The sequence below is a fragment of the Sphingobium sp. TomTYG46 genome (assembly GCF_055396345.1).
Genome location: NZ_AP027324.1, coordinates 1529862 through 1548072 on the forward strand (window position 1 = coordinate 1529862; position 18211 = coordinate 1548072).

The 18211-nt window shown below is 58.7% G+C and carries 17 protein-coding genes; 9 read left to right on the forward strand and 8 right to left on the reverse strand.

Annotated elements, in window-relative coordinates:
- Positions 1 to 74: 74 nt before the first annotated feature.
- The 7 genes from ACZ5YV_RS07800 to ACZ5YV_RS07830 form a co-directional block, all read right to left on the reverse strand.
- Positions 75 to 488 carry a nuclear transport factor 2 family protein gene (locus ACZ5YV_RS07800; RefSeq protein ID WP_464787121.1) on the reverse strand — a complete coding sequence of 138 codons (414 nt, stop codon included), beginning with the start codon at positions 486 to 488 and terminating at the stop codon, positions 75 to 77.
- 33 nt (positions 489 to 521) lie between these two features.
- Complete coding sequence (locus ACZ5YV_RS07805; protein ID WP_464787122.1) at positions 522 to 1970, reverse strand: acyl-CoA reductase; 1449 nt, start codon at positions 1968 to 1970, stop codon at positions 522 to 524.
- A gap of 39 nt (positions 1971 to 2009) precedes the next feature.
- Positions 2010 to 3434 carry a hypothetical protein gene (locus tag ACZ5YV_RS07810; RefSeq protein WP_464787123.1) on the reverse strand — a complete coding sequence of 475 codons (1425 nt, stop codon included), beginning with the start codon at positions 3432 to 3434 and terminating at the stop codon, positions 2010 to 2012.
- Positions 3435 to 3590: 156 nt separating this feature from the next.
- Positions 3591 to 4361, reverse strand: coding sequence for an SDR family NAD(P)-dependent oxidoreductase (locus tag ACZ5YV_RS07815; protein WP_464787124.1), 771 nt, complete (start codon positions 4359 to 4361; stop codon positions 3591 to 3593).
- Between the two features lies 1 nt (position 4362).
- Entirely contained in the window at positions 4363 to 5280 is a 918-nt protein-coding gene (locus tag ACZ5YV_RS07820; protein ID WP_464787125.1) for an SDR family NAD(P)-dependent oxidoreductase, read from the reverse strand.
- A 24-nt stretch (positions 5281 to 5304) separates the two neighbouring features.
- Positions 5305 to 6246 (reverse strand): alpha/beta hydrolase, encoded by a 942-nt coding sequence (locus tag ACZ5YV_RS07825; protein ID WP_464787126.1) that lies wholly within the window; start codon positions 6244 to 6246, stop codon positions 5305 to 5307.
- A 74-nt stretch (positions 6247 to 6320) separates the two neighbouring features.
- Entirely contained in the window at positions 6321 to 8270 is a 1950-nt protein-coding gene (locus tag ACZ5YV_RS07830; protein WP_464787127.1) for a flavin-containing monooxygenase, read from the reverse strand.
- A gap of 890 nt (positions 8271 to 9160) precedes the next feature.
- Between ACZ5YV_RS07830 and ACZ5YV_RS07835 the strand changes: the two genes are divergently transcribed.
- From ACZ5YV_RS07835 to ACZ5YV_RS07850, 4 genes are all read left to right on the forward strand, one after another.
- Positions 9161 to 9388, forward strand: a complete 228-nt coding sequence (locus ACZ5YV_RS07835) for an AbrB/MazE/SpoVT family DNA-binding domain-containing protein (RefSeq protein ID WP_464787128.1) — start codon at positions 9161 to 9163, stop codon at positions 9386 to 9388.
- 3 nt (positions 9389 to 9391) lie between these two features.
- On the forward strand, positions 9392 to 9772 hold the full coding sequence (locus tag ACZ5YV_RS07840) for a type II toxin-antitoxin system death-on-curing family toxin (RefSeq protein ID WP_464787129.1): 381 nt from the start codon (positions 9392 to 9394) through the stop codon (positions 9770 to 9772).
- Between the two features lie 378 nt (positions 9773 to 10150).
- The gene (locus ACZ5YV_RS07845) at positions 10151 to 10549 is read left to right on the forward strand and encodes an MbcA/ParS/Xre antitoxin family protein (RefSeq protein WP_464787130.1); all 399 of its coding nucleotides are present in this window, start codon (positions 10151 to 10153) and stop codon (positions 10547 to 10549) included.
- On the forward strand, positions 10549 to 11232 hold the full coding sequence (locus ACZ5YV_RS07850; protein ID WP_464787131.1) for an RES family NAD+ phosphorylase: 684 nt from the start codon (positions 10549 to 10551) through the stop codon (positions 11230 to 11232). Before ACZ5YV_RS07845 ends, ACZ5YV_RS07850 begins: the two co-directional genes overlap by 1 nt.
- Positions 11233 to 11282: 50 nt before the next feature.
- On the opposite strand, the gene ACZ5YV_RS07855 is transcribed toward ACZ5YV_RS07850, so the two are convergent.
- A complete protein-coding gene (locus ACZ5YV_RS07855) occupies positions 11283 to 12047 on the reverse strand; it encodes a TylF/MycF/NovP-related O-methyltransferase (protein ID WP_464787132.1) in 765 nt (254 codons plus the stop codon).
- A gap of 156 nt (positions 12048 to 12203) precedes the next feature.
- Here ACZ5YV_RS07855 and ACZ5YV_RS07860 point away from each other — a divergent pair, with 156 nt between their 5' ends.
- From ACZ5YV_RS07860 to ACZ5YV_RS07880, 5 genes are all read left to right on the forward strand, one after another.
- Complete coding sequence (locus ACZ5YV_RS07860; RefSeq protein ID WP_464787133.1) at positions 12204 to 13754, forward strand: hypothetical protein; 1551 nt, start codon at positions 12204 to 12206, stop codon at positions 13752 to 13754.
- 95 nt (positions 13755 to 13849) lie between these two features.
- A complete protein-coding gene (rfbF, locus tag ACZ5YV_RS07865; protein WP_464787134.1) occupies positions 13850 to 14617 on the forward strand; it encodes a glucose-1-phosphate cytidylyltransferase in 768 nt (255 codons plus the stop codon).
- Positions 14611 to 15690: a CDP-glucose 4,6-dehydratase gene (gene rfbG, locus ACZ5YV_RS07870; RefSeq protein ID WP_464789177.1), complete on the forward strand. Its 1080-nt coding sequence runs from the start codon at positions 14611 to 14613 to the stop codon at positions 15688 to 15690. Before rfbF ends, rfbG begins: the two co-directional genes overlap by 7 nt.
- Complete coding sequence (gene rfbH / locus ACZ5YV_RS07875; RefSeq protein WP_464787135.1) at positions 15687 to 17054, forward strand: lipopolysaccharide biosynthesis protein RfbH; 1368 nt, start codon at positions 15687 to 15689, stop codon at positions 17052 to 17054. The genes rfbG and rfbH overlap by 4 nt, the downstream gene beginning before the upstream one ends.
- A gap of 44 nt (positions 17055 to 17098) precedes the next feature.
- Complete coding sequence (locus ACZ5YV_RS07880; protein ID WP_464787136.1) at positions 17099 to 18211, forward strand: N-acetylneuraminate synthase family protein; 1113 nt, start codon at positions 17099 to 17101, stop codon at positions 18209 to 18211.

An 18211-nucleotide genomic window follows, 5' to 3' on the forward strand; every position in this document is an offset into this window, starting at 1 on the left:
TAAGCCAGCGCTGCCAAGCTCATTCATGATGACGGGGGTGGTTCTCAAGAAACGCCGCGCCGCCCGCCCAACGGCTACCGATCCTTGACGGAGGAAGCGAAAGCCAGCGAAATCCGGCCCGGATCCATATATTCGCGCACCTTCACAATCTTCCCGTCACGCAAGACATGAAGGATATGATAGGTGTTGGCATAGTCTACGCCATCGACCGTCACGCCCTGTGACGTCGCCTCCATGGCAACGCGATCCTCCTCCTCCGTCATGATGCCCGGCGTCACGCGCACACCGGCCTTGGTGCTCGCGGCGATGCCGACGAACATCGGAGCGCATTGTTCCTTGGTGTAGGTGCCGGACACGCCACCCAGATCACCGGCAACCCACCAGGTCGCATCATCATGCAGAAGATCAAGCGCTTCGTCGAAGCGGCAGTCTGAAAAAGCGCTCCAGAACTGTGCCACGATCGCCTTGTTGTCTGATTGTTGAGACATTCTCAGTCGCCCTTATCGATAGTTGTAGGGAATCTAGGCAGCGGCGCCGAAATGACCAGCAGGCGCGTCGGCGACTGCCGTGTCATCGCGGATCCAGCGAACCATGCGCCGGACAGGTTCGATGCCGTCCTGGGGGCCGCCGAAGCCCCCTAGCGTCGCCGTGCCAAGGGAGGTGAGCCGCTGGCCGCCGCGAAGCGCGCATTTATCCCGGATCTCACTCTTCAGCGCGTCAGGGTAGATGCCGATGGTCTGGGTGTGGATGGTAAGCCGATTGACGGCCTCGTCTATCGCATCGACCGGGATGATGTTAGCCACACGGCAATCCAGCCTGTCCGCGAAGTCCACGCCGTCGGGGTATTGCGAAACGATGATCCCACCCTCGGACGATCTTCCGCCATACACGCGGAATATGCCGGAATGGCGGACGCCCTCTATTTCCTCGCGGAGGGTGGTGTCGAAGGCAGGGTGCGCGCTGCTGAGATGGGAGGGCAGCTTCTGCATCGCGTCGAACACCGCCCGGCCGAAATCATTGGCGCGCCTGATCCCGTCAGCGTCGGTGCCGGATTCGATGTAGAGGGTACGGGCATTGATGCATCCGGCCTGATTCAGATAGCCGATATCGCGGGCCGCCATTTCAGCCGCCTCCGCCATGGACGCTTCGGTCGCGAACGCCGCCCGCCCGATGATCGAGGCGCTGCTCTTGGGATCGAGCGCCACGAGATCGAGGCCGGGGCCAAGATAATTGCGAATGCTTTCCATCGAGGAGAAGCCGCCCCAGGCTACGATCTTCTCCAGGTTGATCGGCCGATAGAGCGCCCTTTCCACAGCCTCGTCCCCGCCCTTCCAATAGGCGACGCTGACATGCTTGGTCACGGGGTGATCCGGCGCCATTTCGATCATGGTCTGAACGACCGCGAGACAGAAATAGAGGTCGTTCGACGGTATCTTGATAATGGCGTCGCTGCGCGTGAAGGCGTTTACCAGCAAGGTTTGCAGGGCAATGACCCAGCCATTGCCTGCGATCACGTGAACGGCACGAGCGCCAAAGGCCCGGATGGCATAGTCGCGGCCGCCTGCGGTACCCGGCACCCACCCTTCCAGATATTCGCGGCCGATGCTGTTGTTGATCTGCTCCTCGATCGCGGGGCGGCTGAGCAGCATCGGGATCAGGCCATATTGGAAGCGGAGCATCTCTTCGCTGAAGCTCGACGTCCCGATGCTCATCTCGAGCGCCTTTTGTACATAGACATTGCTGTCTAGCGCGAGACACTGCCCCAGTTCGACGAAATAGTCGATGATCTCGTCCAGCGAAATCTGATAAAGATCATTCTGCTGCCAGGGGTCTGACAGAACGAGCTGATCGATATATTGGGTAACGTCGGGGGACTGGAAAGTGAACTTCCCGCCCCGGGTGGAATAGGTCTTCAGCTTCTCGGTTATGATCTTGCCGCGAATGACGAGCGGCACAATGGGATCGGACATATTTGCTTCCAATTAGGACTGTGCGAATAGCGCGCTCGTTCAAGCGGTCAGTGTCAGGTCTGTCGCACGCTCATAAGCGCCGGCGGACACTGCGCAGGTGATCTTGTCGTCATCCTTGAGGCTGCTGTAGCGCGCGATGTCGGGGCTCATTTGCGGCCCCTTGCGACCGCAGCCGCACTCGCCGCTGAACTGCACCGTGACCCTGTCGCCCGAAATGCAGCCACCCCAATAGCTCTGCGGCAATAGATCGAACAGGGCCAACCGGCCAACGACTTCACCCTCGCGCGCCAGCGGAACGCCGGTATCAGGGTCAAGGACCGACATGAACACCCAGGGCGGGAAGTGGAACTGGCCATGGCTACACAGGCGCGCGACGGCATTGATCTCCGACATGCCGTACACCTCATTGATGCGATGAGGAATGCGGCGCCGGACAGTGTCCATCCAGTCGTCGGGGAAAGCAGTGCCGCGCAGGCCCGATCCGCCGCCTGCCTGAATGTAGCTGTCTGGGGTCAGGTTGATAGCCAGGTCACGCTTCTCGCTTTCGAGCGCGATCGAATAGAGCTGGGGCGCCGCCGCCATGACGAACACGCGTTGGTCGGCATGGCCGACCACCAGCTCGTTCAGAAACGCGTCCCATTCCGCTTCCTTGTTCTGAAGCTCGCGCTCGCGCACCTGACGCAGCCGCTCGCGTAACTCCGCCTGACTGGGGTCTAATTGCAGCGTTTCACCCCGGTTTGCCGCCGCCTGCAGCTTGGCCGACAACCAGTGCATGTCGAGGTCCCAATGACCATCTCCCACCGTATAGACATGCTTTCCGGGACGCCCGGCATAATGAAAGTCGCGCAAGATGCGGAAGGCCGTCGGCAGGTTGTGATGACCGCTGGCGACTGGCCAGGGGCAGAAGAAATCAACCTCACCGGTCTGGAGACCCGAGTCATCCTCATTCCGGAAACCGCTGTTGCCGAACATATAGCCGTAGTGGGAGAACAGCTGTTCGTCCGTGCTCTTGGGGAAGAAGGAAATCTTGCCGCTGGTGCCAGAGGAGCACATCGGCCGGATCGGCGTATCCCGCTCCAGAACCGAAATCCATTCTTCCATCGACTGGCAGCTGCCGGTGTCGGTGGACTTGAGATCATGCGTCGTGAAGGCGGACAGCCAGTTGGTGAGCTTGCCGAACTCCTTATTCTCGATGAACTTTTCGGTGTAGGACTTGTAGGTCGTGTGCGGGAAGCAAAGCGCGGTGATGTCGCCCACGCCACGAATTTCCGTGATGCCGATATCCTCGGCAAGATTGTTGAGGATGCCGAGCCTGTCACGCAGATCGGAGAAGCGCTTTGCGATGGTCGATAGCTGAAATGCCTCGACGTCGGCATAGTCGATCGACCAAAGCCTTTCGGTACCGATGTCCATCATGGTCGATGGATCGTTCAATACTGTCTCAAGATCTGAGATGCTGCTCATATTCCAACCTTTGTATCTTGCCGCTCTTGTTCAGCAGCTTTGTCGTCATCGATGATGAATTAGAGCGTGCACTGATCCAGCTGATCAATTGACGCTCGCCACAATGTCGATGGCTAAGACCTTGCGATGCCATCCGCTTACCCCGAATGAGGTAAATCAGCGCATTAGGGCGCCGCCGTTCACATGATAGACTTGGCCGTTCATCCAGCGGCCGTCATCCGACAGCAGCATTGCAACCATCGCCGCAATGTCGGCAGGATCACCCAGTCGCGGCGATGGCGTCTGCGCGCCCATGTGAGACAGCAACTCAGATGTCATGGCGCCGCCCGCGGCCATTTCCGGCGTGATCACATATCCGGGTGCCACGCAGTTGGCCGTGATGCCTCTCCGGCCCCATTTCGCGGCAACATGGCGCATCAACGCGTTCAGCCCACCCTTGGACGCGGCGTAGGCTGGCCGAAGCGGATCGCCCATGTCGGCAGCCGCAGAGCTGGTGTAGGCGATCGCGCCGCCGCCGCGGGCCAACAAGTGCGGCAGCACGGCACGGGTGCAGAGCAGATGCCCTCGCAGATTGACCGTCAATGTCCTGTCGAAAACCTCCAACTCTTCGGCAAGTGCATCGCTGTCCTGCATGATGGCGCGCATGTCCGCGGCGTTAACATGCGCTCCATCGAGGCCGCCAAGGCGCTCGGCGGCGGTTTCGATCGCTTTTGTAACCGATGGTTCATCGGCCAGGTCGATAAAGGTGGCAAAGGCCTCCCCGCCTTCAGCCGCGATCTCCTCTGCCACGGCCGATGCCGCCGCCAGATTGACGTCAGCCAGACATAGCCGTGCGCCTTCAGCAGCCAGGCGGCGCGCGGTGGCTGCGCCTATTCCGGTGCCCGACCCAATCACGATCAACGCTTTCCCGTTTAGTCGGCCCTGCATCTCAATTTGGCCCTTCTGATCGTCCAGATAGCAGGCACCCGCCAGCGATCTTCGGGCCGACAGACCGCTCAGGCAGCATTTGACGGACCTGATCGCTCAGCACCGGAGCATTGCCGCTGCCCAGAAATTCGATGCGCGTGTCGATCAGGAGCTTGAGGAGGTCAGGATGGGTTGAGACCCAGAATGCGTTCGCGGCGATCTGACCAAGGATTTTCTCGCACGCCTCTGGCAGTTCCATGCCATAATCCTGCATCCGCAGCCGCATCGCGTCCCTGTAGGGATGCGCGGCGTCACCTTCCCCAGCGCCAGCTTCACGATCGAAGATCCGCGTCTTCACCATCCCTGGAAGAACGCTCGCCACATGGATCGGAGCGTCCATATATTCCATTTCCAGATACAGGCCTTCGCTGAAGGACTGGATGGCATGCTTGGACATAACATAGGCGATGTTGGCGGGCATCATCCCGAAAGCCGCGCCCGAGGCGACATTGGCGATCCAGCATTCCTCGCCGCTCGCGATCATTCTGGGGACGAAGGCTCTTGCCCCGTGCACCACCCCATGGATGTTGACGTTCAGCGTGGTTTCCCATCGCTCGGCGGGAATTTCCCAGGAACATCCCATGGTTTCGATGCCTGCATTGTTGACCAGCAGCCGAACGGAGCCATGGTGGGCGAAGACGGCTTCCGCCATCCTGTCGATGTCTTCATAGCGTGACACATCGACGGTCATCGCCTCGGCCAAGCCACCTTCGTCGCGGATATCCTGAGCAACCTGCTCGGCCCGTTCACCGGCGAGATCAGCAACGACAACCGTCATCCCAACCTTCGCAGCGCGCTTGGCCAGGCCCATGCCGATACCCGACCCGGCACCCGTGATGACCGCCACGCCGCCGCTGAATTTACGTTCTTCTTCCGTCATTAATCATACCTTGTTGATGCTTGTTCAGGCCGGATCACTGTTGAAGCGGCGGCGCAGGAAAGCGCATGCGTCATCCATTGACTGCCGCGCGCCTGCGACCGCACCGACATAGGCCATGAAGCCATGGGTCATCCCGGCGTAGCGATGGATTTCCGTTTCGACGCCCGCCGCGCGGAGCAGATGGCCATAGGCTTCGGTCTCATCACGAGCGGGATCGCACTCCGCCGTCGCGATGAAAGCCGGGGGCAAGCCCACAAGATCTTTGGCGCGTGCGGGGCTGGCGCGGAAATCGGCATATTGCGCCTCATCCTCCAGATAGAGTTCCCAGAAATAGTGCACATCGGAGAGTCGGAGCCCCGGCCCCTCACCGAACTCGCGCGTCGACTCGCTGTCGCGCAAAGGATGGTCGCCCGGACCATACCAATTAAGCTGCGCCGTCAGATGAGGCCCTCCAGCATCCCGCGCCAATATCGCGGTGACGCAGGCCAGGACGCCGCCTGCGCTGTCTCCCGCGACGGCGACGCGCGCCTGGTCCCCCTGCAACGCGTCTGCATTGGCTGCGGCCCACTGCACAGCGGTCCAGGCATCTTCCGGGGCAGCGGGAAATTTATGCTCGGGCGCCAGCCGATAGTCGACCGACATCACAACGCTATCCGATCCTGCGGCCAGTGAGCGGGGGATGACATCCTGCGTATCGAGGTCGCCGACAACGAAGCCGCCGCCATGAAAATAGACGATGATCGGGAAAGGCCCGGTCCCCAAAGGCGTATAAATCCGCACCCCCATCGGCCCTGCCGGCCCTGGGATGGCCCGATCCTCGACGGAAGCGAGGCTGACCCCCGCACGGGGACGCGCGGCAGCGCTGTCCCGTAAGGATTTCCGCAGAAACTCCACCGGTATGTCACGCAGTGGAGGATATGGCGGGGCGTCCGCAACCATTTTCGCAAAATATGGGTCGAGCGGCATGAGCCCTCCTCTCTTATCTGATCGGCGGTCCGCTCTTGTGACGGCCTCGCCACGCCGAGATCGGCTGGAATAGGTTACATGGACAAACGGATCGCGGGCTGCGCCTGATCATCCTCAACATCGGCCTTCCGCTTGATCTCGAAATCTTCGGCGCGCGGCGACCGGGTGTCGTGCCAGATATGGGAATTGTGGCGGGCGATGCCGATCACCACCTTCTTCCCCTGATCCCGATAATAGCCATGCGCGTCGCCGCTGTTAGCCCACACGGTACCGCTGAGTTCGGCATCGACCTCAGACACGAACCTGTCGGCCGCTTCGCGCGATACTTCGAGCGACGCAAGCTGTTCATCCACCATCCATTGCAGCAGTTCGATCGTGTAGTGGACCTGCTGCTCGCTGACGACCGCATGATTGGCGACCAGGTGACTATAGGGCCCGCCCAGATAGACCATGTTGGGAAAGCCCGGGACCAGAAGGCCGAGATAGGAGAAGGGGTAGGGATCGAACGCTTCCCGCAAGCTGCCGTTGCGCCCCCTGATGTCGAACTGGCGCCCGAACATCAGCTTGTAGCCGGTAGCAAGCAGGATAGCATCGCACTCCAGCCTGCGCCCGTCAGCCAATATAACGGCATTCTCATCAGCGCGCTTCATCGCCCCCGACAACAGACGCACATGCCGCTTCTTCACCGTGTCGAAGAACCCGCAATCATGGATGATGCGCTTGGCAAAGGGCGGGTAGCTGGGCGTCAGTTCCGCCTTCATGGCAGGATCATCGCCAAAATGGCTTTCCAGATACTCCATCGCCTGACGCTTGATCATGTCGCTGAGCGGCGAAGCGCCGCCGGTGCGGGCACGATAGTCCTCATCGATCACCGCAAGCCCGCGCAAATCCTGGTAGGACAGCGCCGCAGCCTGGAAACGCAGCCATTGGTGGACAAAGGGTATGTTCTCCAGCGCCCAACGCTCGAGCGCATCAACGGCCGTGTGGGCCAGAGGATTGGGAACGATATATTCCGGCTGCCTCTGAACGATGGTGAGATCACCGACCTGATCGGCGATGGCGGTCGCCACCTGAACCCCGCTGCATGCGCTGCCGACCAGCACGACCTTCTTGCCCGCCAGATCGACGTCCGGATCCCAGCGCGCGGTGTGCATGACCGGTCCTTTGAACCTGTCCAGATCCTCCACATCGGGGAAATTCGGGGCGTTGTTGGGTCCTACCGCCCAGATGACGAAATCGGCCTCATACCGCTCGGCCTTGTCCCCTCGCTGGGCTTCGACTACCCACCTGTTGCGTGCTTCATCCCAATCAGCGCCTTTCACGGCGATGTTGAACTGAATATGCGGGCACAAGCGGTATTTGTCCGTGATGTCCTGGATATACCGCAGAAACTCAGGGCCCGTCGGGTAGAAGCGCGTCCAGTTAGGGTTCGGGTCGAAGGAATAGGAGTAGCTGCGGCTCGGCGTATCGACGGCAGCGCCGGGATAGCGTGTTTCGAGCCAATTGCCCCCCACATCCCCATGCTTTTCGAGAATCTCGAAGTTGAAACCAGCCTGCTGCAGCTTCACCCCGGCGTTGATGCCCATCATGCCCGCCCCGATGACCAGCACCTTGAAATCCGGCGAAGGCGCATTCTGCGGCAGACGGACACGTGTATCCGTGGCGAAACCGCTATGCTGATAAGCAGGGCCGACAGACACGTCCGGCAGCGGTCGGCCCGCGGCAAGTTCTGCCATCTTGCGGAACAGCGGGATATCCAGCGAAGGCAGCAACGGCTTGGCACCCGCCTTCATTTCGGCGACCAGCATGGAGCGCACCTGGGCGGCGGCCTGCTCGTAACCTTCCTCACCGCCCTCCTCGGCCCGGCGCTCACCTGTAAACATCGTCTGGTTCTTGTCTCCTGGCCGGAGGCGCAGCGCAGGCCCGTATTCTTCCAGAAGCGACCGATCACCGCTTATCTGAACCAAGGCCAGCAGGCTGATCACGGGGTCTAAATTGGCAACGCTAGCTTCCAGCATATCCATGCTCGGCATTTTCCTTTGGGTGGCTATATCGGGACGATCATCCTGAAAGATCGTCAACCCGGTATAATTGGGCACGATCTTAAGTAACAACAGAGGGTCGCGTGAACGAAACGGGAAAGCCGCTGGGGTGCTTAGATGCCGTCATGACCGTGGGCCGACCACGGCAACTCATTCTCTGCAGAGACACCCGCGTTCCTCTCGACAAAATTAGGTTGTTATCCATGCACCTCATGAGCGAGCATCGTCTGCGGGCGAACAAGAAATCCCATTGTTCCAAAATCGCAGAACTATTCTCGTGCCTGAGGCTTAGCCGGATCGAAGCGGTGCGGCTTACCATAATTATGGTAGTTTGAGGGCGAGGCACCGAGAAAGCGCATGGAGCCCCAGCAGCGATCCGAGGCAGCCCCGCTTGTTGGTGAAGTGACAGAGCAGTGCGTCTCCTGATCGCAATTGATGGCCGCTGAATTCGTGAGGTCTCGCTGGTGCCTATGTACTTTTCAGGAGCGCTGCGCGTCGGCTGGGTTATCGGCTGGCAGGGCTGCAAGCTCATCGCGGGCTTCGACTACGGTGACATTGGACATAGCGCCGCCCACGAAAGAATTATCTCGCATCTCACATGCGTGAAAATTCCGCGCAAAGGAGAGTGGAGACGGATCGGCACCTTAAATCGGCATGCTGCTTGGCGCATTATGCCGCGAAGGCGACCTCTGAATGATGCAGCACCGCAAGATTCATCCACTCATTCAAGCGCTTCGAGGACCTCAACAATTACCAGCATCACGATCGCCTCGGCCCAGGGGGCGATCAACACTCACGCGATCCGCCGGGATGGTTGAAGTAGGAGCAATTCTGCCCTTGCCGCCTAGGTGCGGATAAGTTATAACCGCCGTATGAACAGCGCTCTCAAGATCACAAAGATTGGTAATAGCGCGGGCGTCATACTACCCCGCGATCTTTTGGCGCACCTCAATGTCGAGGTGGGTGAAACCCTTTCAGTGGTTACCACGCCCCGGGGCATAGAATTGAGTGCGGCTGCTTCCGATTTTGAAGCCCAGATGGCGACGGCGCGCGAGGTAATGCTTCGGCGCAAGCGCGCGCTCCGTGAACTTGCCAAATAACCAATGCAGGGTTGGATATGGGTTACATCTGCAGTCGCCATCGCCGCTCATGCCGAGCAGGTGGCCGAACATGGCGGGGACGGCGGGATACGGGACGAGGGCCTACTTGATAGCGCCTTGGCCCGTCCTATGAACCTCGCGGGATACGGCCGCCCCGATGCCGCAGATTTAGCTGCAGCCTATGCCTTCGGCATCGCGCGGAACCATCCTTTTGTCGACGGCAACAAAAGGACCGCAGCAGTGGTGAGCGAAACATTTCTCATGCTCAATGGAAGCCAGCTGACCGCCACGGATGCCGAATTGGTGGTGGCTTTCGTCGCACTCGCGGGTGGCGAACTGTCAGAAGAAGAAATGGCTGACTGGTTCCGCCAGCACACCCGGTAGGTTCCAATAGCGATCGAGATCGGTTTGCGGTGAGGCTCCCGCTCAGTTCACGATTTACAGACGCGCCTACATGAGCGCTGGTCGATACTTCCGTCTCAACCAATCATTTTCCTCATGACGATCCCGCCCTTTCCTGATTACTTTAACCAACGGCAGGCCCTCTGCAATCCCTTCGTCATCGCGAGTTGGCGCTGGGCAGCCTTCGGTAACGAAATCTCATCTGGGGACCGGTTCGCGGATTGCCGTTAGCTCTCGTCCCCTACGATGAAGAGGTCCATGCCTTCACCTTCGCCTTTGCTCAGGCAGCAGAATAGAAATCGGTCAATCTTGATATTATGTACAGATATTATACATACGTGGTAAGAAGGAGATTGGCTAATGGCGACAACAGCCCACGTCGGCACCCAAGCCACAGCACATAGCCGCAAGGATCTCACAGGTCCGGCACTGCGCACATTCTTCCGCATTGCGGAGGCGTGGAGCCTCAAGGAAGCTGAGCAGATGAAACTTCTCGGGCTCGATAACCGCTCCACTTTTCAGACTTGGAAGCGCGGGGCGGTCGCAGCCATTCCCAAGGATGCGCTGGAGCGAATTTCGTATGTCTTGGGCATCTACAAGGGCCTGAAGATACTCCTCCCCCGCACCGCTCACGAGTGGGTACGCAAGCCCAACGAGGCTCCGCTGTTCGCCGGACGCCCAGCGATCGAACGGATGACCTCGGGCAATGTCGCAGATCTCTATGTCGTGCGCCAATATATCGACGCGCAGCGCGGCTGATGAATGCCATTCCTACGGCGCTGGTGCGCTGGCAGCCGTGCTACCGGGTCGTCGCAAGCCGCTTCCCGCCCATATCGCTGTTCGAGGATGTGGCCGACCCAGCCGATCTTGAAGCGGTGTACGCGATCGAAGCAATGACTAACGATCGGCTGCGGGACGAGGTCGGCGACCTGACGCTCGTGCCCCTGGTTGATCGTGTCTCGGGGCCGGGCACCTCTGCGATCATGGCCGCCTTCACGCATCTCAATCCGGACGGAAGCCGGTTTTCCGATGGCAGCTTCGGCCTGTTCTATGCCGCCAGGGAAATCGAGACTGCGGTCGCCGAAACCAGCTATCACCGCGCGCGGTTCATGGCATACACCCGGGAACCTGCGCAGGAACTCGACATGCGCGTATATGCCGCCGACCTCGATGCGCTGCTGCACGATATCCGCAACCTACGAGAGGAGCATGCTGTCCTCTATGCGTCGGACAGCTATGCCGCCAGCCAAGCTCTTGCGATGGAACTGCTCAGCCAAGGTTCGGACGGCATCGCCTACCTAAGCGTGCGCCACGACGGCGGCGAATGCGCAGCGGTTTTCCGCCCTCGCCTGCTCGCCAATTGCCGCCAAGAGCGGCACCTTTGTTACGTGTGGGATGGGCGGGCGATCGTCACCGTCTACGAGAAGAAGGCGTTTACCTGAAGTTGGGAGAAATTAGTGCGATGCCGGTCAGCTTACAGACCAGTCTACCGCTACCTTTTGATAACAATTGCTTGGGCTGTACCAAGAACGAAGGGCGCTTCCGGTTTGTCTGCAAAGAACTCATCCACCGCTTTGCGAGCCCCGGCACAGGATGCAAACCCATAATCATCAAAAATGATCACGCCGCGCGGCTGGAGCCTTGGATAGACGAAAGCCAAGGCGTCGAGAATAGATTGGTGAAGATCAAGGTCGATGTGCACAAAACAAAACTTCAGATCTTCAAGACCGGCGAAGCTTTGCGGTATCCACCCCTTGTGAAACACCACTGCTGCGTCGTGGCCGTCTGAGCCGGTGATAAAGTTCTGTACGTACTGAAGTGAGGTGTCGCTAAAGTCCCCTGCTTCATGGCGGTCCAAAGCTGCATCGGCTTCGGCCATTCCCTCGAACGAATCGAATAGGTGAAGGTGCTTTTCAGGGGCTATCTCTCGGATCTTTTCGTATAAGAGCTTGGCCGATCCTCCGCGCCAAACGCCGCACTCCATCACGTCCCCTCCAAGCCACAGTACTTCTTCGAGAAAGTGTAGGAGCGTATAGATACTCTCCGCCTTCAGACATGTATTCCCACGCACAGCCTCTGCGCCGCGCCGGAAATCAGGCTCAAGCCATGGCGAGTAATGCGGCTTGTAGGCAGATTTATCTGGAATATTTTTCACAATGATCGCTTGATACGCCGCATGGTAAATTACCGGCGGAATCAGCGATTTAATGGCAGCGACCGTCCTAGATGTATTGATATTCAAAGTGGCGAATTTCATCGAACCAAGCCCCACGCTCCGACATCGAACACGCCACCACTTTCATTCATCAAGTCTGCTGACAAGCATATTTCGCGTTCACCTGTTGTTAGCCATATTTCCATAAGGGTTTAGCGGTTAAAGGTCAGGGGGCGTACGGGCAAAGGGGCTTGCATCATGGCATCGGCAGCGCTGAACAGAACAGCGCCAAAATCTTTGTTTTCGGGTGACATCCCGCCTGCCGTCCTGGTTACGGCATTCTTGCTGTTTCTGGCCAACATTCTCGCATCGGGACTGCTGGCACCCCTCTGGCTCGATGAAAATTTCAGCGCCACCATCGCAGCACAGCCGAGCTGGAGGGGGCTGATTGATTGGTGCCTTAATGAACTGAGCGGGCCCCTTTATTATTCTCTGCTTTGGGCCTGGGAAAAGCTCGCCGGCGACGCCAATGCGGCCTTGAGAATTCCCAGCCTCTTTTTTTCGATAGCGGCGCCTGCCGTCATTCTCTGGCGAGGCCATAAGGATCGAACCGTCCGGCATCTATGGGCGCTCAGCGTCGCCTTATGGCAACCGGGCTTCGGCATCGCCACGGAGGCTCGCCCCTACTCCTTGATGCTGCTCCTGGGATGTACGCAGGCGATCTGTTATCTTCGTCTCATCGAAGCCCCTACGACAAAACGCGCGGCTATTTGGGCGGGCATATCCTCTCTTGCGGTCTTAACCCACTATCACGCCGCGGTGATCTCCGGCATTCAAGGCCTGGCTTATCTCATCATCTGGCGACGCAGAGCAGTCGATACATGGCCCGCACTATTCGTATTGCTGCCCATGGGCGGCTGGATGTACTGGCATCTGCACTTTGTCCTGAATTACGCGGTTTCGGGGAACAGCTGGTATCAACTGTTAAGCTGGAAAGAAGCGCTATTTGCGCCTGTGTTTCTGTGCGGATCAGTAGTCACCCTGATTGCGCTAGGCCTGACGAGCCCGTTGTGGGCTTATGTCCATTTTAGCGAAGCTCGGAAGCGGGCGTCGTCAAGGCGCTTATCGCCTGAGATGATACTCGTCGGCACAGGGCTGCTGTCCACAGCTTGCGTCGTAGCGATCGGCTTTGTGCGGCCAAGCTTTTCGATGCGTTACCTGCTTCCCTATATTGGGGCGGTTTCCCTGTTGATGCCGATCGTTCTCCGCGATGTAAAGCAACTGGTTCCGTCAGGCCTTCTGGCCATCATTTTGCTGCTCGTAGGATCCGCACTACCACCGCTCGCGAAGCGGATTGCCGAGCCTTTGAATGATCACCGCTATGGCTTCAATTTCGAGCAACCCTCAGATTGGATCATCCGCAGCAGCACTACCCGAAGGCTCGTCTTTCTCTGGGACAATCCCACCGCTCTGATGGGCGAGCCGGGCAAGCTGGCTGAGGTCGGTGGATACTTTTTTCGCCGTCACGGCAGGCAGATCGACGTTCTGATACCGCGCTATGCGCTGAACGCCGATCCTAACCCGGCTGTGCTACAGCTTGCAAGAGGGCGGCCAGAGACGGCGATCATTTGGGCTTATGATCGGGGCGTCCCGAATACCAGTGCCTTGATGCATCCTCCCGGGCTTGCCGAAGACAGGGAATGGAGGTGTCGGAATTTCGGATTGGGCTCGATCACTGTACTGACATGCATACCAGCGTCCCCTCATACAAATTTTCATAGCAGCAAGCTTGACGCGCCGTTAGGATGAAGGGGAGCAGAGGGAGCATGGACGACGCGGGGAAGGTCCGGTCCTTGGACTAAGATGCGCTTGAAGTGCAAGAATGGCATCGCGGGGGTAAGTTGATGCAAGCAGTTATTCTTGCGGGGGGATTAGGGACTCGATTAGGCGAGGAAACGTCCGTCCGCCCGAAACCGATGGTCGAAATCGGCGGTATGCCGATCATCTGGCATATCATGAAAATCTATTCGGCCGCCGGTGTGAACGACTTTATCGTCTGCCTTGGCTACAAGGGATATATGATAAAGGAGTATTTCGCGAACTACTTCCTTCATACCGCAGACGTAACGATCGATCTTAAGAACAATAGCATCGAGGTTCATCAGAACTGGAGCGAACCGTGGCGGATCACGCTGGTTGACACCGGAGCGGACACGCAGACCGGCGGACGGCTCAAGGCCGTCTCTAATCATCTTGCCGACGGGGAGCCCTTCTGCTTCACCTATGGCGACGGCGTCGCCGATATCGATATTGGCCACCTTATCGATTTTCATCGCGATCATGGGAAAAGTGCCACGATTACGGCGGTCGCGCCTCCGGGCCGGTTCGGCGCAATCGAATTTGACGGCGAATTGGTGCGCAGCTTCCGAGAAAAGCCGGCAGGCGATGGTGGCCTGATCAATGGGGGCTTCTTCGTCGCGGACCGGTCCGTGATCGAGTTGATCGACGGACCCGAGACGATTTGGGAGCAAAAGCCCCTGGAACAGCTTGCGGCCACTGGCGAACTGGTCGCCTATCGTCACGACAGTTTCTGGCACCCGATGGATACGCTGCGTGACAAGCTCTACCTGGAATCGCTTTGGAACCAGGGTGCACCTTGGAAAAGATGGTGAACGCCGCGTTCTGGGAAGGTCGGCGAGTATTCGTGACCGGCCATACCGGTTTCAAGGGCGGATGGCTTTCGCTTTGGTTGCATCGATTGGGAGCCCATGTAACTGGCCTGTCTCTGCCAGCACCTACCAACCCCAGCTTCTTCGAGCAGACACGTCTCAAAGACCTCATCGACCATTTAGAAGGCGACATTCGCAACGAACGGACAGTGGCTGATGCCCTTGAGGCCGCGCAACCGGAAATAGTGTTCCATCTCGCTGCCCAGCCTCTGGTACGCTATTCCTACGATAATCCGGTTGAGACCTATGCGACCAACGTGATGGGGACGGTACATGTGCTTGAGGCATGTCGCAGAAACGACAGCGTCCGAGCGACAGTCTGCGTCACCACCGACAAATGCTATGAGAATCGGGAGTGGGTGTGGCCCTACCGTGAAAACGATCCGATGGGGGGCCACGATCCATACAGCAGCAGCAAAGGGGCGGCAGAACTCGCCATAGCCGCTTATCGGCGTTCTTACCCCGATAAGAACCAGATCGCGTCCGCTCGCGCAGGCAACGTGATCGGCGGAGGAGATTGGGCAGAAGATCGCCTGATCCCTGACATCATACGCGCGCTCGTTGCGGGTGAACGGCCGGTAATTCGCAACCCGGCATCGATCCGACCTTGGCAGCATGTTCTTGAGGCGCTGTCAGGCTATCTCGCGGTCGGAGAACGATTGCTCGAAGGCCATCATGAGATGGCGGCGGCATGGAATTTCGGTCCGTCAGATGATGACAGCCAACCTGTGAGCTGGATCGTTGATCAGATACTTGCCGCATGGGGAGTCGAAGGCGCTTGGGAGCGGCCGTCTGCTCCTCAACCGCACGAAGCCGTCCTGCTGCGGCTCGATTCCAGCAAGGCGCGCAGCGAATTGGGTTGGCGGCCGAAGCTCAACCTAAACGAAGCATTAACCAAAATAGTGGATTGGCATAAGGATGTGGCGCGAGGCGGAGATGCCCGCGCAATCAGTCTGCGTCAGATTGACGAATATATGGCGAGGCGTGCTGGGGTGAGCGAGGATCAATGGGCGTGAACGATATTCCTGGAGCCGCGCAGTTGCAGGCTCTTGCCGAACAATCGGATGAAGCGCAGTTGCGCACTCTCATCCTGGATTTGGTCGGGGAATATGCGCGCCGCCATCATGCTCCTCATACCTTCGTACCTGGAGAAAGCCCGGTGCCGGTTTCCGGCAAGGTTTATGGTGCGGAGGACATGCAGGCCCTTGTCGATTCATCGCTGGATTTCTGGCTGACAACGGGACGGTTCAATGCCGCTTTCGAGAAAAGGCTAGCAACGCGCATCGGTGTTGAGCATGCGCTCACGACTAATTCGGGCTCTTCGGCTAACCTGCTGGCGCTCTCTTCGCTCTGCTCGCATTATCTTAGAGGAGACGCGCTCAAACCAGGCGATGAGGTGATTACGGTCGCTACGGGTTTCCCGACCACGGTCAATCCCGCGCTTCAATATGGATTGGTCCCGGTCTTCGTTGATGTCGATATTCCGACCTACAACATCAAGCCGGACGCGATCGAGGCGGCTGTGTCCACCCGGACTCGCGCCATCATGATCGCTCACACGCTCGGCAATCCTTTCGACCTTGGCGAGGTGATGCGGGTCGCAGAGAAATATGATCTCTGGGTGGTCGAAGACTGCTGCGATGCACTCGGCGCCACATATGGCGGTCAGAATGTGGGGACGTTCGGCGACATCGGCACCTTGAGCTTCTACCCTGCCCATCACATCACCATGGGCGAAGGGGGAGCGGTCTTCACTGATAAGCCGCGGCTCAAGCGCGTCATCGAATCCATGCGCGACTGGGGCCGAGACTGTTGGTGCGCTCCGGGCATGGACAACACCTGCGGCAAGCGCTTCTGCCGCAAGCTCGGCGATCTGCCGATGGGCTATGATCATAAATATACCTACAGCCATTGCGGCTATAATCTGAAGATCACCGACATGCAGGCGGCGGTCGGTCTCGCGCAACTCGATCGGCTCGACGGCTTCATCGCGGCCCGACAGCGCAATTTCGATCTTTTGACGCAGCTGCTGAGGCCATTTGAGGATGTGTTCATCCTGCCCAAGGCCACGCCGAACAGCGAGCCTTCCTGGTTCGGATATCCAATCTCCATCCGCGAAGGCGCACCTTTCGCGCGCGACGATCTGGTCCGGCATCTTGATGCGCACCGCATCGGAACGCGGCTCCTGTTCGGCGGCAATCTGATCCGCCAACCCTATATGCGGGGGCGTAACTATCGTATCGTCGGCCCTCTCGACAATGCTGATTTCGTGACAGAAAGGACCTTCTGGATCGGCCTTTATCCGGGGCTGGGCGCGCTTCATCTGGAATATGTGGCCGAAACATTAGAGGGTTTTTTAACGAACTATGTTAATCACTAGGCCCTGCGACTGTGAAAGCGGTCGCTCGGCGCGGGGGAATTTCGGTGACTGAATCCATTTTCGAAGACCTGTTCGTGCTCGAACTGGCCAATAATCATTGGGGGAAGCTGGAGCGGGGGCTGAAGATCATCCGCGATTTTTCCCGCGTGGTGAAATTCAACAACGTGCACGCCGCGATTAAGCTGCAGTTTCGCGATGTCGATAACTTCATCCATCCCGCGTTCCGTGATCGCGCTGATATCCGCTACATCAAGAAGACCCTCGACACCCAGATGCCGTGGGAGAATTTGCGGTTGATGGTAGAGACGGTGCGCGACTGCGGCATGGTCACGATGGTCACGCCATTTGATGAAGTTTCCGTGGATAAATGCGTGGAATTTGGCGTCGAGATTCTGAAGATCGCGAGCTCCGATGTGCGCGACAAGACCCTGCTGCAGAAGATGGCCTCGACCGGACTTCCAGTCATCGCATCGACTGGCGGCGCGAGCCTTGAACACATCGACGAGCTTGTCGCGTTCTTCACCTCGCGCCACATCCCCTTCGCGTTGAATCACTGCGTGTCGCTCTACCCGTCCGAGGACGGCGATCTTGAACTCGATCAGATCGATTTCCTGAAGGAGCGCTATCCCGACATCGTGATAGGCTATTCGACCCACGAATATCGTGACTGGTGGGACTCCACATTGATCGCCTATGGAAAGGGCGCGCGCACCTTCGAGCGCCACATCGACATTGACTATGAAGGTGTGCCGGTCAGCCCCTATTGCACCAAGCCTGAGCAGGCCAACACCTGGTTCCGCGCCATGAAGAAAGCCCAGGAAATGTGTGGTGGCGGCTCCGCCGAGAGGCGCGCGGTTCCAGAAGGTGAGCGCCGTTATCTGGATGCCCTGGTGCGCGGTGTTTACGCCAAGCGCAATCTTGCCGCAGGTGAGGTGTTGACGGTGGACGACGTGTTTTTCGCGGTTCCTTTGCTCAAGGGGCAGCTCTCCACCCGCGAATTTACAGGGGGCGAGCGTCTGATGAGCGCCATTACCGCCAATGCGCCACTCGATGTTCAAAGCGTTGACGCACCGGCACTTCGTGATCCCGCGCTGGCCGATCTGATCCTTGATCGGGGGCTCGACATCTCGACGGCTCGAGCGGCGATCGCTTCCTGA